The sequence below is a fragment of the Pseudoalteromonas luteoviolacea genome (assembly GCF_021654285.1).
Taxonomy (GTDB): domain Bacteria; phylum Pseudomonadota; class Gammaproteobacteria; order Enterobacterales; family Alteromonadaceae; genus Pseudoalteromonas; species Pseudoalteromonas luteoviolacea_J.
On the sequence record NZ_JAKFZS010000013.1, the window covers coordinates 135,420 to 158,903 of the forward strand.

Annotated in this window: 15 protein-coding genes; 8 read left to right on the plus strand and 7 right to left on the minus strand. The window is 41.8% G+C overall.

Annotated elements, in window-relative coordinates:
* Positions 1 to 9 precede the first annotated feature (9 nt).
* Positions 10 to 2,652 (plus strand): glycosyl hydrolase family 18 protein, encoded by a 2,643-nt coding sequence (locus L1077_RS14190; protein ID WP_237137436.1) that lies wholly within the window; start codon positions 10 to 12, stop codon positions 2,650 to 2,652.
* Positions 2,653 to 2,773: 121 nt separating this feature from the next.
* Positions 2,774 to 5,545 (plus strand): Ig-like domain-containing protein, encoded by a 2,772-nt coding sequence (locus L1077_RS14195; protein ID WP_237137437.1) that lies wholly within the window; start codon positions 2,774 to 2,776, stop codon positions 5,543 to 5,545.
* A gap of 51 nt (positions 5,546 to 5,596) precedes the next feature.
* Here the strand turns inward: L1077_RS14195 and L1077_RS14200 are convergent, their stop codons facing one another.
* Positions 5,597 to 6,787, minus strand: a complete 1,191-nt coding sequence (locus L1077_RS14200; protein WP_237137438.1) for a DUF418 domain-containing protein — start codon at positions 6,785 to 6,787, stop codon at positions 5,597 to 5,599.
* Between the two features lie 175 nt (positions 6,788 to 6,962).
* On the opposite strand from L1077_RS14200, the gene L1077_RS14205 reads away from it, so the two are divergent.
* From L1077_RS14205 to L1077_RS14215, 3 genes are all read left to right on the plus strand, one after another.
* Positions 6,963 to 7,133: a hypothetical protein gene (locus L1077_RS14205; RefSeq protein WP_237137439.1), complete on the plus strand. Its 171-nt coding sequence runs from the start codon at positions 6,963 to 6,965 to the stop codon at positions 7,131 to 7,133.
* 265 nt (positions 7,134 to 7,398) lie between these two features.
* Positions 7,399 to 11,823: a DUF1566 domain-containing protein gene (locus L1077_RS14210; RefSeq protein ID WP_237137440.1), complete on the plus strand. Its 4,425-nt coding sequence runs from the start codon at positions 7,399 to 7,401 to the stop codon at positions 11,821 to 11,823.
* 11 nt (positions 11,824 to 11,834) lie between these two features.
* Positions 11,835 to 12,350 (plus strand): DUF1566 domain-containing protein, encoded by a 516-nt coding sequence (locus L1077_RS14215; RefSeq protein ID WP_237137441.1) that lies wholly within the window; start codon positions 11,835 to 11,837, stop codon positions 12,348 to 12,350.
* Between the two features lie 105 nt (positions 12,351 to 12,455).
* Here the strand turns inward: L1077_RS14215 and L1077_RS14220 are convergent, their stop codons facing one another.
* Positions 12,456 to 13,721, minus strand: a complete 1,266-nt coding sequence (locus tag L1077_RS14220; protein ID WP_237137442.1) for an alpha/beta hydrolase-fold protein — start codon at positions 13,719 to 13,721, stop codon at positions 12,456 to 12,458.
* Positions 13,722 to 13,892: 171 nt separating this feature from the next.
* Between L1077_RS14220 and L1077_RS14225 the strand changes: the two genes are divergently transcribed.
* Entirely contained in the window at positions 13,893 to 15,953 is a 2,061-nt protein-coding gene (locus L1077_RS14225; RefSeq protein WP_237137443.1) for a winged helix-turn-helix domain-containing protein, read from the plus strand.
* An 85-nt stretch (positions 15,954 to 16,038) separates the two neighbouring features.
* Here L1077_RS14225 and L1077_RS14230 read toward each other — a convergent pair whose 3' ends face one another.
* The 4 genes from L1077_RS14230 to L1077_RS14245 form a co-directional block, all read right to left on the minus strand.
* Positions 16,039 to 16,770, minus strand: coding sequence for a LytR/AlgR family response regulator transcription factor (locus L1077_RS14230; protein WP_237137444.1), 732 nt, complete (start codon positions 16,768 to 16,770; stop codon positions 16,039 to 16,041).
* Positions 16,758 to 17,852, minus strand: a complete 1,095-nt coding sequence (locus tag L1077_RS14235; RefSeq protein ID WP_237137445.1) for a sensor histidine kinase — start codon at positions 17,850 to 17,852, stop codon at positions 16,758 to 16,760. The genes L1077_RS14230 and L1077_RS14235 overlap by 13 nt, the downstream gene beginning before the upstream one ends.
* 98 nt (positions 17,853 to 17,950) lie before the next feature.
* Positions 17,951 to 19,849, minus strand: a complete 1,899-nt coding sequence (locus tag L1077_RS14240) for a serine hydrolase domain-containing protein (RefSeq protein WP_237137446.1) — start codon at positions 19,847 to 19,849, stop codon at positions 17,951 to 17,953.
* A gap of 164 nt (positions 19,850 to 20,013) precedes the next feature.
* Positions 20,014 to 20,577, minus strand: coding sequence for a TetR/AcrR family transcriptional regulator (locus L1077_RS14245; RefSeq protein ID WP_237137447.1), 564 nt, complete (start codon positions 20,575 to 20,577; stop codon positions 20,014 to 20,016).
* Between the two features lie 78 nt (positions 20,578 to 20,655).
* Between L1077_RS14245 and L1077_RS14250 the strand changes: the two genes are divergently transcribed.
* Positions 20,656 to 21,189 (plus strand): dihydrofolate reductase family protein, encoded by a 534-nt coding sequence (locus tag L1077_RS14250; RefSeq protein ID WP_237137448.1) that lies wholly within the window; start codon positions 20,656 to 20,658, stop codon positions 21,187 to 21,189.
* Positions 21,190 to 21,233: 44 nt separating this feature from the next.
* Here L1077_RS14250 and L1077_RS14255 read toward each other — a convergent pair whose 3' ends face one another.
* Complete coding sequence (locus L1077_RS14255) at positions 21,234 to 22,181, minus strand: LysR family transcriptional regulator (RefSeq protein WP_237137449.1); 948 nt, start codon at positions 22,179 to 22,181, stop codon at positions 21,234 to 21,236.
* Positions 22,182 to 22,305: 124 nt separating this feature from the next.
* Here L1077_RS14255 and L1077_RS14260 point away from each other — a divergent pair, with 124 nt between their 5' ends.
* Positions 22,306 to 23,475: an efflux RND transporter periplasmic adaptor subunit gene (locus tag L1077_RS14260; RefSeq protein WP_063360510.1), complete on the plus strand. Its 1,170-nt coding sequence runs from the start codon at positions 22,306 to 22,308 to the stop codon at positions 23,473 to 23,475.
* The last annotated feature ends 9 nt before the right edge of the window (positions 23,476 to 23,484 follow it).

Here is a 23,484-nt window from a genome sequence, read left to right on the forward strand (position 1 = left end):
AATTCAAAAATGTTTAAATATTTAACTACTGCTGCAGCTGTCGGTGCGGCACTTGCAAGTGCCGCTGTTGTGGCTGCGCCATCAACACCAAGCATTAACTGGAAACCACAAAATTACTCGTTTGTTGACGTGAATATTTATGGTCGAGGCTCATACAAGCAGCTGATCCAAGCCAAAGACGTGGTGGATATTCAAATTGAATGGAATGCATGGTCAGGTAAAGGTGGCGATAGCTATAAAGTATATTTTGACAATGAAGTGGTGAATGAAGGCACACTCGCTGAGGGCACAACCGGTGGCACAATTCGTTTTCCATATCACAAGTCTGGTCGTCATGAATTAAGAATCGCATTGTGTGATTCATCAGGCTGTTCAATGTCTGCGTCAAAGCCAATCGTGATCGCCGATACAGACGGTGGCCACTTAGAGCCACTTAAACTGAATGTGAATCCAAACAATAAAAAGTTCGACACAGATCCAAACACAGTTGTCGGTGCTTATTTTGTTGAGTGGGGGATTTATGGTCGTAAGTTCGATGTGACACAAATTCCTGCGGATAACTTAACCCACTTACTTTATGGATTTATCCCAGTATGTGGCCCAAATGACTCGCTGGCGGAAATCGAAAATGGCAATAGTTTGAGAGCGCTTAAATTAGCCTGTGGTAGCTCAAAAGACTATGAAGTAGTGATCCATGACCCTTGGGCTGCGGTGCAAAAAGCACTACCGGGGATCAGTTCTAAAGATCCAATTCGTGGTACTTATGCTCAGCTAATGGCATTGAAGCAGCGTAACCCAGACTTGAAAATTTTACCTTCAGTGGGCGGTTGGACACTCTCAGATCCGTTCTTTGATTTTGATGTCAAAGCAAACCGTGACACCTTTGTAAACTCAATGCGTGAATTCCTAAAAACATGGAAATTCTACGACGGTATCGACATTGACTGGGAGTTCCCAGGCGGTGACGGTGCAAACCCAGATTTAGGTTCAGACAAAGATGGTGAAGTTTATATCATCCTGATGAAAGAGCTTCGTGAGATGCTGAATGAACTTGAGATTGAGATGGGTCGTGAGTTTGAACTGACTTCAGCAATTGGTACTGGCTACGACAAAATTGAAGATGTTGATTATCAGCAAGCCGCGCAATACATGGATTACATTTTTGCCATGACGTATGACTTTGCAGGTGGTTGGAACAATGTAACAGGTCACCAGACTGCGATTTATTGTGGCTCTCATATGTCTACAGATGAGTGTAACGGCACCGGTGTTGATGATAAAGGCGAAGCGCGAAAAGGCCCAGCATATACGCTAGACAATGCCATTAAATTGCTCTTGGCCCAAGGTGTGCCAAGTGAAAAGTTAGTTGTAGGCACTGCGATGTATGGTCGTGGTTGGGAAGGCGTATATCCACAAAATGCACAAATTGCTGATAACCCAATGACTGCGCCAGCAAATGGTAAATTACGCGGTTCGACGTCGCAAGGTGTTTGGGAAGCAGGCGTTATCGACTACAAGGGACTAAAAGCACACATGATTGGTCATGATGAGCAAGGTATTAATGGTTTTGAAGTAGGGTACGATGAGCAAGCTGAAGCAGCATATGTCTGGAATCGCCAAAAAGGCACCTTGGTTACCTATGACAGCCCTCGCTCTGTGCGCGCAAAAGGTCGCTATGTACGTGAGCATAATTTAGCGGGTCTATTTGCGTGGGAAATCGATGCAGACAATGGTGACATTTTAAATGCAATGCACGAAGGCCTTGCGGGTAAGGTCACTAACCCAACGCCAGTGAATAAAGCACCTGTTGTGACACTGACGAACCAGATTTCGTTAAATGCGGGCGATATTCATGTTCTAACGGCTCAAGCTATCGATCCTGAAGGAAAAGCGCTTACTTTTTCTTGGCAAGGTGATGCGGCCTTAAATCTGCAAAGTGAAAATGACAGCGTTATCGTGACAGCACCAAGTGTCACAAGTGATTCTGTGTTCACCGTCAACTTGGCTGTCAGTGACGGTGCAAACACGGTTAATCGCACAGTAAAAGTCATTGTTAAAGCACCTGTTGTAGAGAACAAAGCGCCAGTAGTTGGGACAATTTCAGCGATATCCCTCGATGAAAATACTAGCGAGTCTATCAGCGTATCAGCAACCGATCCTGAAGGGAAAGCACTGAGCTTTGCATGGCAACTACCCGGTCACACCATTGTGGGCACAGGTAGCACGGTCACCGTCAAAGCAGGTGAAGTAACACAAACTGAGACAATCACAGGCACCGTTGTGGTATCTGATGGTGAGCACAGCGTGACGCGTCAGTTTAATGTGACGATTAAGAATGTCGAAACGGATCCAGAGCCAACGCCAGATGATGGCAAGACAACTTGGGATGCAAACAAGGTGTACACTGGTGGCAACACAGTTTGGTACAAAGGTGTTCAGTATAAAGCGCGTTGGTGGACCCGAGGTGCGGTGCCAAGTAACGGCGGCGTATGGGCTGAGATCATTCCTGATGATGGCAAAGTGCGCGATTGGCGCAGTGATCTAGTTTATACCGGTGGTGACAAAGTGGTTCATAATGGTGAGACCTACCAAGCTCGCTGGTGGACACGCGGTCAAACTCCGGGCAGCAACTCTGTTTGGCGCAAGCTATAACAGGTTAGTTAACTGAGCTCGTTCGAACCGAGCTCACTCAAACCAAGTTTATTCAAACCGAGTTCATTCTGGTGCATGGATGCACCTTCTTACTATAACAACAAGTACAGAGTAAATATCCATGTTAAAAGCAAAAAAAATAGCGCTACTGGTCGCGGCAAGTGTTGGTGTTTTTTCAACGTTCGCGGCTTTGGCCAGCGAGCCTGTGAGCCTGCACAATAATGAACAATTGAAAGCAAACATCAAATCGAAGCTGTCACAGCATCAAAGCTTTTTTAGAGCGACATCAAATGACGAACAGCAAGATTTAGAGTTTATCACCCACCAAACAACACAAGATGGACGCCACATGCGCCGCAGCCAGTATTATAAAGGTGTGCGTGTGTACGGCGGTGAAATTGTCACTCACCATAATGAACAAAACTTTTTAAGTGTTTGGTTTCAACCTGAAGGAGAAATCACTTCAATCAGTGGATCTGTTGTCCCAGATATCTCGCTTGCCACGGTTAAAGCGAGCATTTCTGATAAGCAAGCCATTGAGTTTGCAAAAGAGCAAATTACTGAGCTGCTTGCAACATCAGATGAACAGGTTGAGCTGGTTATTTACCCTCATCAAGGCAAGGCAAAACTCGCTTATTTAGTGACTTTATTTGCTGAAACTGAACATGCACCAATGCGCCCAGAGTTTGCAATTGATGCACATTCCGGTGAAGTGCTGTCGCGTATTGAAACGCTGAATCACTCGAAAATTGGCATGGGTCCGGGGGGGAATGAGAAAATTGGCAAGCACTATTATGGTGATGATATGCCAAAGTTCCATGCAAAGGAGCTCGGTAATGGAAATTGTGAAATGTCTCATACAGACATTCGTGTTATCGATATGGAACATGGCACAACGAATACGCAAACGTATCAGTTCCCATGTCACGAAAATACTCATAAGCATGTAAATGGTGCTTATTCACCACTCAACGACGCGATGTTTTATGGTCAAGCAACCATAGACATGTTTAATGATTGGTTCGACAGCCGTGCATTATCGGGCGACCTTGTAATGCGAATCCATTATCGTAAAGATTACTTGAACGCGTTTTGGAATGGTAAAGAGGTCACTTTTGGTGATGGTGACTTAGATAACTACGGCGTTTATCCATTTACGTCTTTAGGGGTTGTTGCCCATGAAATCGGTCATGGTGTCACGCATCAAAACTCTAAATTGGTTTATAGCAATATGTCTGGTGGCGTGAATGAGTCATTTTCTGATATGACTTCTGAAGCACTTGAATGCTTTATGAATCAAAAACCAGATGGCACTTGTGAAGTTGACTGGCTTATTGGTGCGAGCATCTTTAAAAATAGAACTGCGCTTCGTTATATGGAGAATCCAGAGCGAGATGGCCGTTCTATCGGTCATGCCAACAAATTTGAAATAGGCATGGGTGTTCACCACAGTTCGGGTGTATTCAATCGCGCTTTCTATTTACTTGCAAATAGTGAAGGTTGGGGGGTTAAAAAAGCCTATGAAGTGATGCTTCATGCCAATAAAAACTTCTGGGTTTACAATGGTAAGTTCGAATCGCTTGCCTGTGGCGTAACAGATGCTGCGGCTGACTTGGGCTACGACACTAAAGCCGTGGGAGAAGCCTTTAAAGCAGTAGGTGTTTTTGCTTGTACTGAAAATAAAGCGCCGACTATCTCAATTACTAGCCCAGAAAGCAACGGACGTTACCTGATAGGCAGTGACGTTACGTTTAAAGCTGAGGCTAAAGATGAATATGGAGCCGTGGAGAAGGTCGAGTTTTTCGTCAATGGTGCGTTGTATAATACCGATCTTCACGCGCCGTTTGAGACCCAATTTAGTGCTGAAAAAACAGGCGTATATACGGTAGCAGCCAAAGTGACCGATGATGAAGGCCTATCAACAGATGCTGCGTCCGTGTCATTTAGCCTGATCGATCCAAGCCAATGCCAAACAGCACCTTGGCAAGGTGGTAAAGTTTATACCCAAGGTAACAAAGTCGCATTTGATGGCTTTGAATATGAGGCGAAGTGGTGGAACCGAGACCAAAGTCCAGCCAGCAACTCAGGCTCTTGGGGTGTTTGGAAAAAAGGGCTAGAGTGTGGCGGTGTGGCTGATAAGCCAAATCAAGCGCCAAGCCTTTCAGTTACATCGCCATCAAGTAATGTAGCGATTGAATTAGGTGAGTCAGTGTCGGTGCGATTTGTTGCCAATGACAGCGATGGTGAGATCGCTAAAGTTGCAGTGAGTGTGAATGGTCAAGCGCTAACTGAGCTAACGCGCACTCCTTATGCATTCAACTATCAACCACTTGAAGTAGGTACCTATCAATTATCTGCGGTTGCATATGATAATGATGAGGCACAATCCGCGACTGTGAGTCGTACTATTACGGTGAAAAATGCTGAGCCACAGCCAACACCAGAAGCCCCAAGTGTGCGCTTAACGAGCCCTGCAAATGGCAGTACATTTAATGTTGGTGAGCAAGTTGCACTGTCAGTTGTTGCCAGTGACAAAGACAACGATTTAAAGCAAATCGCTTACTTTGTGAATGGCAAGCAAGTGGCGGTATCAAGTGTAGCGCCATACAGTGCAAACTTTAAGACTACAGCGGCGGGTAGTTACAGTGTATTTGCCATTGCAACGGATGCACAAGGCTTGAGTACACAGTCTTCGACAAATCGCTTTAAAGTGAATGGCAGTAAACCGAGCTGTGATGTGCCAGCATGGCAGGCAAGTAGTGTGTATACCTCTGGTAAGCAAGCCAGCCTTGATGGACAGTTATATCAAGCGAAGTGGTGGACACGCAATCAAAACCCAGCGCAATATTCTAGCCGTTGGGCAGTATGGAAACACCTAGGCGAGTGTAAATAACCTCCACTTGAAATTGACCAAAGGGCCGGCTTACTGGCCTTTTTTACATATTTACAACGCCTTTCTCCATATCATCTCTATTGGCCCTTGTTGAAATTGATTAAGCCACCACTGCCCAAAAGATACTTGCACTATTAAAATGACAGCACCAAATACTCCAATCAAATAAAATGGCAAAGTATTCATCAGTGCTAAGCCATACCCATAAAACAGCATGACGCAGAGCGTGGTTTGCATTAAGTACATGGTCAGTGACATACGTCCCAATGTATTAAGCCCAAGTGCAACCTTGCTGTGGCATTTATCGACTAACTTGACGATGCAAGTAAGGTACGTCAACGCCAAGAATAGGCACCCTAGGTGGTAACACACACCTTGCATAAAACCAATTAAGTTAAGAGAAAATGGGCTGCCTGTCATGGCTTTGACTACGGCGTACACTAAATTCAGTAAAAGCCCTGTAAGCGCTAAAAAAGAAATTGCCTGCCACGAAATAGTCATGTTGATACGACCTTGTTTCATAAACGTTTTGACAAAATAAATCCCAAGCAAAAATTGTCCTAGAACTTGAAAGGGCCTTCCCGTAATAAGATAAGACATGGGTCTTGGGATAGCGCTATAAATGTTTGCAATAAACACGTCCATAAATTCGGTTGAGGTGCGCATGCTCAGTAAGCTGGTATGCTCATAGCCAAGGTTTGATTTTAAGCTTAGCGCAATCAATTTTAGAGCTGACCAAAAGTTGGCGTCTTTGCTGATTATGGCCATGAGGTGAATAAGTAAAGGTATAAACAGAAGCATGAGGGCGATAAAAAGTAAGCGCGATGCAGAGAAACGTATAAACCAAGGCAATGCCATACCTAGCAGGCTATACAAAATAAGAATATCGCCATGCCAGATAAAACACATGTGGATGAGGCCGATGATCAATAAAACACCCATTCTCTTGTGCCAATACGAAGCAAAATCAGCGCCTTGCTTTTGTTCATGTAATAGCGCAAATCCTGCGCCAAACAATATGGCGAACACGGTATAAAATTTACCCTCAACCAGCCAATCAATGACAAATAACGAGGCTCTGTCAGCAAAAGGAAGCTGGCTTATTTGCGCATAATTTAATGAATAAAATCCAAAAAAACTCATTAAATTGGCAAATATGATGCCGCATAAGGCAAACCCGCGAATAGTGTCTAGGAGCGGTATCCGACCATAATTTGGCATAGGTGTATGTTGCATGACCATGATAGCGTCCTTTACAATTGGAAATTGTTATAACATCTCAATATAAGGAGAGTATGACTATATGACGCTTTTGTGAGCTTGTTTATTTATTAGACGATTGTCTAGTGCCTGTTTGTGCAAATTAACGACACACTGTTTTTGCCAATTATGGCTCAACAAAGTAAAGGATATAACTATGAAATTAAAAATGAACAAAAAGAGCGTAAAAAACCTTTCTCAGACAATGGCTTCATTAAATCAAGAAAAAACACGCCAAATAGCAGGGGGCATTTCTGCGATGGGATGTGGGCCAATCTCAGATCCGAACTACTCCTGCCCTGTTTCAATTAATGGTTATAAATGTTAAATGATTGAATTTATAGAGAGGGTCTTTAGACTCTCTTTTTCTGCTTTTAAAACTGAAAATTAAACGAAATTTATCATCTTAACTATCCTATCTAAAAGCGTCTAAATTTATAATCTGTGTTCATATAATCACGATGTTATCTAGGTGTTATTATTTGTTGTTTTTTGCACTATTATAATGTTTTTCATATTGCTAATAATTGATAGCCATAATTTTAGAAATAGATATAATTCGCACTTTAAATTTTAGTATGGAATGGAATTCATTGTTTAAGAAGCTTTTAAAACCTTTTTTAATAATCGGGTTATCAACTTTTATTAATGCTTGCGGTGGTGGTGGAGGAGGTGATAACAATGCATCACCGAGCACGCCGTCTAAGCCCAAGAACACAGAATATGATGTTAGTGTAGATATCGTCGGTTCAGGGCAGGTCTACCCCATAAAATCTCAAGTTAAAGCCGGTGAATCAATATCACTTAGTATATCTAATGACGAAGGCCAGGAGTTAATTGGTATTACTGGCTGCGGCGGTCGATTAGAAAATAATAATTACATTATCTCTGATGTAACTTCTAGCTGTGTTGTTTCAGCTGAGTTTGCGATTAAACCTATTCAAATTACAACGGTAATAAATGGTGAAGGCACTATATTACCAAGCTCACCAATATTAGATTGGGGTACTTCTCAAGATTTCTCTATTCAAGCAATGCAAGGATTTGAGCTATCCGGTGTTACGGGATGTGCTGGGGTTTTAGAGGGCGAAGTATATTCAGTGCAGGGGGTTAAATCAGATTGTGAAATCCGAGTTGACTTTATACCTAAAAATGTGGTGCTTGAAGCGCCAGGATTAGATCAAACGATAGAGGTCCGTGTAAAAGGAAATGGTGCGCTTGCCTCTTCAAGCCAAGGTGTAATTAAACCAGGTGAAGACGGAGCCCCTCCTATTCCCAAAGATATAGAATTGCCATTTTTGGTCAATGATATCGATATAAAAGTTGGTGAAGGAGAAACCGTCGAGTTTGAAATAGTATATGAAGAAGCGCTGCCGGATGGCACTAAATATTTTAAGTTTGGGCCAAAAGAGCCTGGTGCCGAAGATACTTGGTATGAACTGCCTAGCCAACTTTACTCAATTTCACAAGACAGAAAAGTTATCAGTTTAACGTTAACCGACGGGCAGCTTGGAGATGCTGACTGGGAAGTGAATGGCTTAATTCAAGACCCCGGTGGTCCAGCTATAGCTAAGACTTATTCTGTAGGAGTGCAGATATCAGAAGGTGGAAGTATCACACAGACTCAATTTGAGGTTTTGCCTAATGAATCGGTAAGTTTCGATGTTACAGTCTATCCTGGTTATCAAATTGATAATGTTCAAGGGTGCAGTGCGTCTCTAGCAGGCAGTACGGTGACCACAGGTGTGATTACTGAAGATTGTAATATATCTGTCGACTTGTCATTGCAATCATTTTTAGTTCAGATGACGTCAAATGACGGTGGGCAAATTGAGCCAGCATCGTTACAAGTCCCTTACCTCGAGGAAGCTGTATTTTCTATTCTCCCCAATGAAGGTTACCGAGTAGAAAATATATCGGGATGCGGGGGAGTATTAAATGGCAATACTTACACGACTTCGCCTGTCACACAAGACTGTCAAGCAGCTATTATTTTTGAGCGTAATGTATTAACTGTTAGTACAGTTGCAAGTGAAGGGGGCGCGCTGACGCCAGATTCGCTTCAAGTAAATTACGCAGATTCTGCCGAGATTAATATTTTTGCAGAACCTGGGTATAAATTAGTTCAAATAGAAGGTTGTAACGGTCAGTTAAGCGGAAATGTTTACAGAACCGAAGCGCTTACAGATCACTGTACTGTGAGTGCGCAGTTTGAAAAAGTAGCATTTGAAGTGATTGCTAATGCCGGTACAGGCGGTAGTATATTACCGGCGATGCAAAATGTTGTTTTTGGTGAAATGGCAACATTTGAAGTGTCAGCTGAGCGAGGTTATGAAATAGTATCTGTTCAAGGGTGCGAGGGGAGCTTATTTGGTAATACGTTTATGACTTCAGAGATTACCAACCATTGTGACATTGAGGCATTATTCTCCATACAAAACTTGACTGTTACTACCACTCACAATGAAGGTGGTGAGTTAACACCTTCAGCGCAGACTGTTGCTTATGGAGAAACAGTTTCTATCGATGTTATCACTGAAGCTGGCTATAAGATTCAATCAGTAACGGGTTGTGGAGGCCTACTAAATGGTTCTGTTTATACAACGGATAGCTTAATATCAGACTGTCAAATTAGGGCAAAGTTTGAGCCAATCCAATATACGGTTTCTGCATCAGCAACTGTTGGTGGCAGTATAACGCCTTCTTCACAGCAAGTTGTGTTTGGTAATTCGGCTGTATTTGAAATTAAACCAGATATTGGCTATGAAATTAGTGACGTTTCAGGCTGTGGTGGACGCCTTACTGGTACTACGTATATAACGGGTAGTATAAGTCAGAGCTGCTCTGTCAGCGCTTCATTTAGTCAAAAAACCTATACGGTAAATTCGGTTGCTAGCGCTGGTGGTCAAATTTCACCACCCAACCAAGTAGTCGTGCATGGGCAAACAGCTCAGTTTGAGGTATCCGTCGATGCTGGACACAGTCTAGTGGCGGTTGAAGGATGTGGTGGAACGTTAAATGGCAATATATTTACCACAGGTCCCATCACTGCAAATTGCCAAGTGAACGCAAACTTTAATATTGACAGTTATATTGTGAGTGCAACTAGTGGTGTTGGAGGAGCAATTTCTCCGGGAAGTAAAATCGTTGAACACGGAAAAACTGTCAGTTTCACTGTCAGTACCAAAGAGGGATATAGCCTATCCACAGTATCAGGTTGTAACGGCTCCTTAAATGGCAGCATATTTACAACGAGTGCAATAACGCAAAATTGTTCAGTAAAAGCTGAATTCACCCTCAATCGTTATACGTTGAGCAGTGCTGCCAACGAGGGGGGCAGTATTTCTCCAGCCACTCAAATTGTTGCCCATGGTAATCGTACAACATTTACCTTAAGTGCAGATGAAAATTACTCTGTTAGCTCCGTTGTTGGTTGCGGTGGCTCTTTGACAGGAAACACATATACCACAGGCCTTGTCACTGCAAATTGTAAAGTTGAAGCGTCTTTTGCAATTAACGAGTACTTGGTTCAAGCACTTGCCAGTGAACATGGTTCGATTTCGCCAACACAGCAGACTGTGAAACATGGTGAAACGGCTGAGTTTACATTATCTCCATTGCCGGGCTATCAGGTAGATACAGTGCAAGGTTGTGGCGGTGTATTGACTGGTGATAAATATACAACAGGTGCTGTTACCTCTGCTTGCTCTGTAACGGCAAGTTTTGTTAAGCGTGTTTATACAATTAATGCGGTATCTAATCTACCAGCTTCAATTATCCCTACTTCGCTGAGTTTAGCTTATAACGAGACTGGTGGAATTCATGCTGCGCCAACAGATAACGATGATTTTGAGTTGTTTGATGCTGTTGGCTGCCCTGGCAGACTATCCCGCCAGCTATACTACTTTTATTTAGACCCAACGACACAAGATTGTACCTTGACCTTTTTAATTCGTAAAAGAATGAAAGTCCCTAATGTGTTTCCTGAAGCGACTCGCACAGGCATAAAAATAAATTGGGAAGCGCAGGATGACGACATACAATTTGATGTTTTCGTAGCACTTGAGTCGGGGTTAACACCGGAGAATTACGCACAAAAGCTGGGAGGACAAAAGTTTACAAATGCGCAATCTGGTTTTGAGATCAGTGTTCAAGATAAATCACAGTCGTATTATATTGTTGTCACTGCCACGCGTCTTGGTGAGGAAGGCACTTTAATTAGCCCAGAGCAACGAGCAAAGATGTTACCAGTATTCAAATACAATGATAGTGGTTTAACAACATGTAGTGATTATCCACAAAATAATGAATATGTTTGGAATAAGAGTGACTGGCAGCTTGATTGTAATCAAACCCATGACCATGAAGGTGACCCAATACCTGATGGACAAGATGCTGATTTTGGTAGAGATAAACTCGCTAAGTTAGGACAGTTAACTAAAGTAGGTTCGGGTAATGCTGGTTTTGATTTTACCAAGCTTGATGCGCAAGGTAACCCACTTCCAGCAGATGCACAAAATTGGTCGTGTGTAAAAGACAATCATATGGGACTTATTTGGGAGGTTAAAACTACAGATGGCGGCTTGCGTGACAAAGATAATACCTATACTTGGTTCAACCCAGACCCCAGTGTTCACGGCGGAGAAGATGGCACGATAAATGGGGGCATTTGCAGTGGCTCTGAGTGTGATACTTATCGTTTTGTGAATGCGGTTAATCAAGTTGGACTGTGTGGCATTAAGCAATGGCGTTTGCCATCTAAGTTTGAACTTCACTCTATTTTGGATGTGAGCCTATCGCCAGCCATGCTTGATAAGACATTTTTTCCAAATATTACTGAACCACAAAGATGGAAAAGTAATCTTTTAAAATATTGGACAGGGGACACTTACTATGAAAATGAAAGTGAAGATAGGTATAAAGCATGGACGGTAGACTTTGAAGTGTCCGAGGGCATTGATGAAGATATGTATAAGCGTGAAAAACTTAGAGTGCGTTTAGTTACTGAAGCTAAATAAAGGAGAGCAGAATGAAAATTAAAATATCACTTTTTTTAATCGCTTTATTTGGAAGTTATGCGTTCGAGTTACAGGCACAAGACTGTTCTCCGCTAATCCCTAAAAACATTTTAACCTCCTACTTTACCGTGCATAATGCTGAGGTTGCGACGGATAATCGCACTGGGTTAATGTGGTCTCGTTGTCAGTATGGTGATTCAATTGTCAAGGGTCGTTGTACTCACAACGATGTTGCAAAAGGATACTCTTGGAGTGAGGCGTTAGACATAGCCAAAAACTCAACTTTTAGTGGGTATTCTGGCTGGCGGGTACCGACGATAAAGGAGATGTCGACGATTATTGAAACTGCATGTGATAACCCCGCTTTAAATGTACAGGTCTTCCCAACGAGTGCAATTTTTGTCTGGACCTCGACGCCCACTCAAGAAAGGTATGCATTCACCGTTGCGCTATACTGGGACGGTGGTTTTAGTTCTTTTAAGAAAGAAGACGATAGAGGGTTTTTTCTTGTCAGAGATGCAAGCTAATTAGTTAGCTATACACTTTCAAACCTAAGGTGTGATATTTTTTGCAACACGCAGTCGCTCAAGATATCACGCCTTAAAACTCGATTGTTGTAATCAATAATTAAACTAATTTTTGCTCTCTAATAAGGACTTTAGCTTACCCGTTAACCACTCCTTTATTCTGGTATTTTCAGGAACAGTTAGCTTTAACGCTTTACGATAGAGTGTCAGAGCCTCTTTTTCTTCACCTTGCAGATCTTTACTGACGGCGAGTCCAGCGACAGCTGACGCAGAGCTTGGCGAGTGTAATATCCAATAATTAAATAACGCATCAGCTTCACCATAGCGACCTTGAGCTCGTAAGCGCTGAGCGATAGCACGTATACAGGCTGCATTATTGCTTAGGTTTAAATTGGGGTAGACATCAAAGCCCACTTGTTTGCTAAGTATTTGATAATGGGCGAGGATATCTGTCAGTGTTTGATTCCCGTTATTTGTGAACTCGATGAACTTAGCGCCTATATCCCAGTCTTTACGCGGAAATACCAAGCCGATGGCGTTTAATAATCCGGGCACTATCATGGGGTAGTGACCATAATCATCTATGTGTTCGACTTTTAACTTAAATGTTTTTGAATAAGGGGCGAGCGCTTCTCGAAGTTGTTTGGCAAGCGTGTACCTAACGGGGTTTCTCTCAGCTTCTTGCTTTGCTGACGCGACATAGAGAAAACCGGTTCTGTCGGGGATCTTCTCGAAGCTTTTAGCGATTGCATCAATCACAGTGGTATCAGGTGTATAGCCCAATCCCAGTACATCGGTTGCAGCAAATAAGAAATGCGCGTTAAATAGATCAGGCGCTGCATTTAAGGTATGCAAACCAAAAGCTGCTGTGGGCGATACACCGATGAAAATACGGAAATCATTGATGCGGTAGTGACTTTTTAAAAATGGAAACAGCTCGTTATGCAAGTAGTTAACCATATCCTGCGAGCGCCCTTGTGAAAAGCCTTCTAAGCGGTCTGACTTTTCCCCCTGCCAACCGCTGTTACTTACATACAATTCAGGTCCCCATGCAAACCTATTATGGGAGCGAATGGATACGATAATGGCTTGCGGCATGGAAGCAGTGTCGCCGAGGTGGCTTAAAATACCATTTGTTGCCTCAGAGACTAGCCAACCATCGAGCGTAACAACCAGTGGGTAGGTACGTTTTTCAGATGTGGTGTGATAGTCCGAGGGTAAATACACATCAAAGTTCGGTGTTTCTTTTATATATTTGGAGGAAATACTGAGCGTTTTGCCAACGATAAGTGGTGTTTCTGTGATTGGTTTTACGCTAGCTTGTGTACAAAAAGTCGCGATGAAAAATAATATGTACCATACAAATTGCATGTTACGCTCCTGAATTATTATTGTGATATTTGAGGCTACAGTGTGACAAACTGAGAAAGGGAAACATGAAATCGACCTGAAATTATCATGATATCTTTATGAAATTATTACTTATTTGTGTTTTACTATGGGTATAAGTGAGCACTGATAAGAAAAGCTAGGCTAAAATACGTGCGACAAAAAATAATAATAAACGAGCGAGTTATTGATACCGCGAGAAATCAAATTACCTATAAAAACCAACCGCAGGTCTTGCCGCCTAAAGTAATTGCGGTTTTATATTGCTTGGCAAAAATACAGGGACAAGTGGTCAGCCATGATGAGATGATTGACGAGGTTTGGAAAAGCGTTGTTGTGTCACCTAATTCGCTACAGCGTGCTATTGCTGAACTGCGAAAGGCACTTGGCGATGACGGTAAAGCGCAGGCCATCATTAAAACGCATTCAAAGCAAGGCTATAGCTTAGAAGCTGAAGTTTTATGGAGCGAGCAACAAACCGAGCCAGCAATAAAGGCACATACATATGCAAAGAAAGCCACAAAGCCTGTACTTTTTTTGGTAATTGTATTGTTTATGAACAGCTTGGTTGGTGTGTTTTATTTTACAAAGCCACAGAGTGAGACGCTCGAGTTTACTCAACTGACTTCTTTGACTGCCAGTGATGTACAAGAAGGCGCGGGGGTATTTTCACCTGATGGAAAATACTTAGTATTTTACCGTCACTTGGCGCATTGCGAGAGTGAGCTGTGGGCCAAAGATCTTGCAAATGAGCAATCAATGAAGCTGACACTGAGCGGGGCTAAATTCACGGGGTTTACGTTTTCACCAGATGGGGAAAAGTTGGGCTTTTTGCAAAACCGAGCATGTGAGCACGAGCCCATTGAATACCAAAACACTGTAACAAACTGCTGGGATTTGGTGGCAATTAACTTTGCTGAAGCTTTGAAAAGTCCGCAAACACCTCATGTACTAAAAGCATGTAAGCCGACCAAAATGTATCACCCACAGTGGTTAACTGCAGATTCATTTGCCACACTTGATTTGCAAAACAATCAGTTACGTGTTGCGTTGCACAATATAAATAACCATCAAGTCGCCACGCTCTTTGAAGATAAAAACTTACATTTATATGCATTAAGGTATTCACCCACTCATCAATTATTGGCCGTGATAGGGTTTAACAAAGAAGGTGGGCAAGTATTGAGCTTGTTAAAACCCACCGGTGAGCTTGTTGCGCAAAGTATCATTGATTTTCCCGCGTCATATGATGGCAGTTCACGTATTTATCCCAATTTTGACCCTGATTCAAAAAGGTTGCTTTATGGTAGTGGTAATTCCTTGTTTGGACTGGACTTTGATGGCAGTGTAAAGCCTATCACCTTGCCCCTTTATCAGGATATTTACAGCATTAATTTCCACCCACACACCAATGCGATTGTGGGCACTTACGGTACTTACGACTCGGACTTAATTGTCATGCCTTATGTTGATGGCCAAGTGCTGGGTGAGTCAAAACCCAGTGTTCGCTCTACAAGGCGAGAAGAACAAGGGAAATGGAGTCAAAACACGGAACACCTCGCGTTTATCTCTGAGCGTTCAGGAAGAAAACAAGTTTGGTTGTCGAGTGGAGGAGAGCCAAGGCGATTGACACAGTTTAATGGTGCTGAATATCCATCGTCTGTGGAGTGGCGCGCTGATGAAAATAAGTTATATGTTGCGACTAACCAAGGGCTGTACCTCTATGACTTAACTGGAAATTATAAAAGCTTGTTATCTGAGCAAAGGTTCGTAGGGGTATATCAGTCGAACCTGCTTACGCATACTTTATTGGCTTATGAAGAAGAAGCGATAGCACATCTATCAACTCGAAATGAAGAGGGGGAAATAGAGAATTTGCTTAAAGTGGCAATACAAGATGCAGTGCTATTGAAGCCTCATGAGCTGGTTTATCAAGATTCAAATGGTCAATTTTGGCATTTAAATCAGGGCCAGGTGGTGGCTTTGGCGCTATTAAATCAGCATACGCATAAGGCCGGCTTTGTTGAGCGAGATGGTCGTTTATTTGGGCTGACAAAAGGCAATATTTTGTGGCGTTATAATTTAAAAGAACATACCTTTCAAGCGCTTAAGCAAGTCGATAACGGTATTTCGTCGATTTCAGATATCAGTGACACTCAGTTGTTGTTTGTAAAGCGCATCTCACAGAAAAAAGAAATTATACTGATTGAATAGCAGCCGCTTTTTAGCCTCTGTTAAATAGGTGTGCAAGATGAAGTAAGTTTCCAGCATGAGTTGAGATAAAAAGAGTTTCTTAAACTTAGAAACCCAATTTGGCCTTCATTATTTGTAAGTTACGCCTAGAAACTGAAATTGAGGTGCAATGATTGAGCGTTACTTCACATGTGTCACCAACTCCTAAATCAGTTTCAGTCACTGAGTTTAGATTTATGATCTGCTGTCGGTTCGCTTGAAAAAAGTCTGATTCAGGTAAGCGTTTTAATATACTGTTCAGTGGTTTTTTAATATATGCATCTTTATTAGAAAAGAAAACTCGTGTGTAGTTTTTACAGCTTTCAAAATAATCGATTTCTTTTATCGGAAGTAAGTAACATTGCTCACCATCTTTAATAAATACTTTACTTTGCATAGTCATAGTCGTAACTTCTGGATCTTTAAAAGTTTCAGAAGGTGTCTCTACTTCTGATGCTGTCAACTTGGTAATAGCGTCACATAAACGAGATTTATTTATTGGCTTTAATAAGTAATCAACAACGTTATAGTCAAAAGACCTCAATGCATGTTCATTGTAAGCCGTTGTAAAAATAACTTTTGGAGAATAATCTAGCTGTTCTAGTAAATCGAAGCCACTCTCTCCAGGCATATGGATATCTAAAAAGAGTACTTCAGGCCTAAAATTTTTGACCAACTCTAATGCATTAGCAACACAATCTGCACTACCAATAACGTCTATTTCTGTGTAGGGCTCCAGTAACCGTATCAAGCCATTGCGGGCTAACCTTGAATCTTCAATAACAACTACTGATAACATGTCACTTCCTTAGGTAAAGTCAAAGTCGCGATAAATTGCTGATCGTTAAGCTGTGTCTCTAGGGAGCCTTTAGGGCCATAAAGTAGTGATAACCGCTCCCGAATATTTGCTAGGCCAATCTGCATGCTGGTTGTTGTAGTATTGATCTCTTTCGGGACTGTATTAGACAGTTGAAGAATTAAACTTTGTTTTGATTGAGTAATAGATAAGTTGATTTTCCCAGCAGTTTTTGAGCTTTCTATGCCATACTTAACTGCATTTTCAACCAATAGCTGTAACATCATGGGCGGTACTTGATATTCTGATAGGCCACTTTGAATTTCAGTATGGTAAATTAGCTTTTCTTCGTACTGTATTTTGATTAGTCGCATGTACTTATTTAGCATTTGAACTTCACTGTTAAGAGATACTTTATCTTGTTTCGTAACCTCCAGTGCATAACGTAGCAGCTCGGACAACGTGACCATCATGTCATCGGCTGTTTCGACTGACTCGGCTATCATAAAGCGAATGTTGTTTAATGTATTAAACAAAAAGTGGGGGTTTAGTTGCGTGTTTAAATTTTCTAATTGTGCAGACTTTAGTGAGTTTTCAAATTGCAAGCTTTGTAGCTTTGCAGATACCGCTCGTTTTTGGTGGCTAATACTTGTATAAATAAAAATCCAAGAGCAAATGAATAATTGAGTTTGTAAGCATTGCCTTAACATAAAGCTGGATGTATACGCATTAATTAAAGACACGTTCTCACCAATATAGCGAAGATAAATAGAGTTATAAAAATCGACGTAATAACAGACTGTAATTGTCGAAAAAGAAACCAAAATAGATAGTAGTGTTCCCGCTATTAATAAGTTGGGTATTTGTTTTTGATATTGGGCCGAGATCCAACCACGAGTGTTGAATATATATCTAAATATGAGAGTGGAAATAGTAAAGAAAAAGGCAAACAGCATAGATACTTTTAAAACATGTATATTAATTTTACCTTGCTCAATGCTGGTAACCAAATCAACACTGATGGCCATAATGAGTGCGGAAAAATGATAGAACCAATAAAGAGGTGTTCGTGGGAAAAAGTACATAGAAAGCGCCTGTAATTAGTTTTTATTGTTGTTCTTTGTTAAAAGCCAGACTTGTGAATGCAAGTTTGGGCGAATTCTCGCCCATATCGATGATTGCCCTAAGATGCCAATTGGATATTTACTAATTTATAACTCATTAAAAATAATGATAAAACACAATGTGATGCTACTATACTCACCAAGTAATAATGTACAAAGCTTTTAATGCTTTTTTTACACTGTTGCAAACAAAAAGCTGCTGCAGCAAAACTGAGTAAGGGGTATAGTATTGAGCAAACTTGTACTAGAGGTGAAACCCAGCTCATACTATTTAGTAACATGTAGTCACTTAACAGTATAAAAGGAAGCGCTGTAAGCGTAACGATGAAAGAGGCTGTAAGTGTTAACGCTTTCCAAATTATAAAGTTTGATTTTGGCCTACCTAGTAGCTTCTTTACAGCATTGACTGGTATGGAAAAAACTAGGTACAGTAGGCTAGAAAGCACTATTATTACGCTTAAAGCGAGTGATGCTAATTTTGCATAGAATACCCAAGCAGGTGTTTTTTTGTATATTTTAGAGTTGCGAACGAGCACATTTCCTGCAATTGGATCTTTTGCAAAAGCAACTTGTGCTGCACCATATTTGTTATAAAGTATAGGCTGCTCATCTTGTTGAAAATAGTTTAATTGATAGCCTCCTAATAGCCATTTAAATGATAGTTGCTCTTTGTGAGTCGTTACAATCACGGCATTGCTAAAATAGGCGACGATATCGCCTAAACTCATACTTGTATTAAGTTGCGTGTATAGGCCACTGGCGTCGGAAAAATGATAACTCAAAGGTAAATTTGGCTCATGATTCACTTTTTCTGGTAGTTGTAAGTATTCAGTGATTAACTTTTTTACTTTTCGGTATGCTGGGCCATTTTGTTTTGTCATGGCAATAGCAAAACCCATTTGTAACTGAGGCTGGTATCTAAAAGTACTCACTACCCCTGGAAGCCCGCCGTTGTGACCGTAGAATGTTTGTCCCTTAATTATGTCTTTACTGTGTGAAAACCCTTTAAATGATTTTAAACCTAGACTAACTCCTAATTCTGTTTCTATTTTTTGCATTCGAGATACTGATGCGGGAGAGAGCACTTCGGATTGTTCAGGTTTCAAAAATAGCATGAGTAGTTTTGATATATCTTGCATTGAAGCTGTTAAAGAAGAGGCAGGTCGTGTTGCCATATATTCGTAGCCTACAGGAAGGTTATTGTTTAAGTAGGGTATTGCGCCTAATTCATTCCAGTTCTTAGGTTTAAGTAATGAGCTATTTTTCATTGATAGTGGCGAAAATATATATTCATTAACATAGTCCGAGAAACGCATGCCTGTTAAAACTTCAACTACTCTCGCGGCAACGGTTGGCCCTGTATTACTATATGCTTCTCTCGTGCCTGGTGCCCAGCGACTTATTCGGCTTTCAGGGTAAAGCGTTAACACTTGCTCAAGTGATATGGAGTCATCATTTAGCGCTTTTTGCTCCGCCACGTGACTGTCCCAGCCTGTGGTATGCTCTAATAAGTGCTGAACTTGGATTGGGTGGGTTTTATGCCATTTGTTTTTAAATTGAATACTCGGTGCAATATCTTTTAATCTGTCATCAAGTGCTAGTAGGCCTTTGGATTGCAGTTGTAAAATTGCAATACCGGGCAGTAATTTGGTGACAGAACCAAATCTAAATAAGTGTCTATCAGTGGCTAGCTCATTTGTTTCTTTGTTGGCGTAGCCAAAGCCTTGAGTAATCGGAGATTGCCCTTGCTGAACAATTGCGACACCTATAGCGGGTATGTTGTGAACAGTTCGTACTTGTTCAATGTCTGTTAGTAATTGCGATAAGCGATTGTCGCCTTCATTATGGTCTAGATTTACATTGGCATTGGCATTGGCACATGGGCCTGTGAGCAACAATGCCGTTGCCATAGTGATAGATATGGTTTTTATGTGATTTATTAGTTTCATTCTTTTCATGGCATTTTCCTTTTTTTGTTATTGTAAGTACTTGGTTATATTGAGTATGGGAAAGGTGCCAAGCGGGTGGCTGTCTAGTTAAGCGGTCTTAAAATAGAAGTGAGCGGTTAAGCTTGCTTACATCAGTCACTTATTTTTTAAAAAGTGTATTAAAGTCATTGGACTCATGATTTTAAGTGTTGGTAGTAGTGGCATATAAATGCCAGCTGTTTGTCAATGCCATCAATTTTCAGTGTGTTCCCTTTGTCGCAGCTCATAGCCAGTGAAAACCCATGGAGGTAGTCTACTAACAGATGTAAGAAAACTTCAGACTGGCTGCTATCTAGTTCTAAGACACTGATAATTTGCTCAAATCGGCTAATAAAGACCTCTGCGGGGCTGTCAGATTTCATGTTCAGTAAAGTGTGTAATAATCCGTCATACTGGCTCAGTATCGCAAGGTAACTTTTGCATAGGGCACTGAGCTCCTGTTGCCAATCTTCTGTGTTTTGTGGTGTATAAATATCTTCAATTAGCGAGGTGGTAATGGCTTCTAACAAGGCATCTTTGTTTTTAAAGTAGTGGTAAATCGCCATCGCATCGACCCCAAGTTGTGCTGATAACTTGCGGATACTGGGAATATTACCTGTTGTTGCCATCAAATTTTTTGCGGCACGAATGATAGCTGCTTTACTTAGTGCACTTTGGGACTTTTGGGGACGGCCGCGCTTTTTGGCTGTATTGCTCATTATGAATGCTTAATTTGATTTATATATTCTACATCGTAGAATAATGGAGTTATTATTTAAATCAACTATGAGGATGTCATGGCGAACATCGTATTTATTGCAACAAGCTTGGACGGCTATATTGCAGATAAAAACAACGAAATTGAGTGGTTACATTCAATTCCTGGCACCCAAGAACTGGATTTGGGGTATGACGATCACATTGCTGCCATTGACGGGTTAGTGATGGGCAGAAATACTTTTGAGTTAGTTTGCGGCTTTGATTGCGATTGGCCTTATACAAAGCCGGTGTTTGTTTTGAGCAATACCATGCGGTGTGTTCCCACTGGTTATGAAGACAAAGTAAAGTTAGTCAGTGGAGGCTTGCTCCAGTTGGTAGATAAATTGAATGCGCAGGGGTTTGTAGATTTGTATATAGACGGTGGCGTTACAATTCAAAGCTTTTTAAAATCAGACTTGATTGACAAGATGATCATCACAACTATTCCTATCATATTGGGGGGTGGAGTGAGTCTATTCGGTGAGTTAGCCGAGCCGCTTCATTTCAGTTGCACAGAAAGTGAATTGTTTGAAAATGGCATATGCCAAAATACGTTTGTCAGAAAGCGGTAGTTTATATCAAACTCTTAGGGTGGGTTACTCGCTTTCTGACTCGGTTATTTCGGCAAATACATCTTATCTAGACCCGGGATATTGTGCTCCCAACGAGGCACTGCTTCGCCAATATAATGCCGTGCAGCATCTAAAAATAATCGTGTTCTGACCGGTAAATCTCGGTGCGGGTAGACTGCATACATGGCGCTGTAGTCAGGTAAATTCACATGTGTCAGCATAGGCACTAGCTGCGTGTGATCGATATGATCGGCAAAGAAAAAGGCAGGCGCAGTGCAAAACGCAGTATGCGAGAGCACTTTTTCAAGTAATGCCTCACCATCGTTAGATTTAAACACCGGGGTAATAGGCTGCTCTTGAGATTTGCCTTTGTCGTCAGTGTAGCTGATGGACTCAAAGCGGATGTGGTTACTTGAGTAGGCAGCAGCTGGCAGATCAGCCAGATCAGACATTTCTTTTGGCTCACCATAGGTCTCGATAAACTGTGGTGTGGCTAAAATCAACATACGATTTCGTGCCACTTTACGTGCGATCAATGAGGAATCTCTCGGTTCACCTACGCGAAACGCCAGATCAAAGCCTTCTGATACCATATCGATGACGCGGTCATCTAATCTTAACTCTATGGTGACTTGCGGAAAACGCTTTTGGAAATCATTGATCACCGGCAGTAGGTAGTATTTACCGATGTAACTTGATGAGGTGATACGCAATAAACCTCGGGCTTCTTGGTGATAGTTCTCAGCCATTTGCACTGTGTCTTGCAGCAGCACTCTCAGCTCAGCAGCTTTTTTAACCATTTCAGCGCCAGCGGCAGTTAATGAAAACGAACGGGTAGTCCGGTTGAGTAGACGTACACCAAGCTCCTCTTCTAATTTACTGATTTGTTTAGATATAACTGAGCGATCTATGTTTCTGACTTCGGCAGCTTTTGAAAAAGAGCCTTGCTCAACGACTTCTAATAACATGATCAATCGACTGGTTGTATCCATATTTGGCATCACGATAAATGTTTATTGGTGCCATTCTGGCATTAATGTTTTTAAAAAACTACTATTTTTCGTCATTAATAACAGGCGTACGATGTTCGCATATTAATTTTCTGCGGAGCAACAAATGAAAAAGTTAGGTTTTACACTCAGTGCTGTGGCCCTTGCCCTTGTTTTAAGTGGATGTGGTCAATCCAATGCACAGCAAGGACAACAGCCGCCACCTTTAACCATAGACGTAGCAAGCGTTGAGCTTGAACAAGTTCAATCTTGGCACACATTTACCACGCGTTTAGAAGCGCCTGAACGCGTTTTACTTAAGCCGCGTGTATCCGGTCAAATTGAACGTATGGCATTCACCGAAGGTGAGCGAGTCAATAAAGGTCAGTTATTATTTAGCCTTGATCCAAGACCTTTCCAAGCTCAGATTGATACTTTAAACGCCCAGTTAAAAAGTGCTGAGGCAAGCTTAGAGCAAGCGCGAGGTGAAGCAGAGCGTGCAAATCGTTTGGTTGCACAAAATGCCATTTCAACAGAAGAGGCAGAGCAGCGCAGTGCAACCCTTCGCAGTGCGATTGCAAACAAAAATGCCATTGAGGCACGTCTGCAAAACGCGCAGTTAGATTTAGAGTTCAGCCAAGTATCCGCGCCTATCAGCGGCACTATTTCTCGTGCGGTCGTCACCACAGGTAACTATGTCAAAGCGGGTGAAACTGAGCTGACGACCATTGTTTCTGACGATGAAATCTATGCGTATTTTGATGTGGATGAGCGCACATGGAGCCGCCAATTTGCAGGTGTCTCTGTACAAGATCAGATCACAGTACAGCTTCAGCGCTTAGGCGAAACCAAGCAAGTAGCGGGTAAGCTTGATTTTATCGATAACGAAATTAATCCCAACACTGGCACATTACGAGTGCGTGCCGTATTTGATGCACAGCAGCATCACTTAAAGCCGGGCGCATTTGCTCGCGTTTCAATCGGTGCACAAAATGCACAGCAAATGGCCATTGTGCCTGAGCGTGCAATTGGTACAGATCTTAAAAACCGTTTTGTCCTGACAATCGACGAAAACAATGTCTTGCAGTACAGATTGGTTGAACTTGGCGAGCGTTACGGTGCGTTTCGTGCCATTAAGTCGGGCTTAGAAGAGGGCGATCGCATTGCTGTTAATGGTCCTGCGCGTGTCGGCCCAGGTATGCCAATTACCCCGAATTCTGTCAGTTTAGCCTTTGAAAATACTCAGTTTGTTTTAAAACAGTCTGACTCTTCTTTATTACTCAGTGCGGCAAACTAAGAGAGCGTT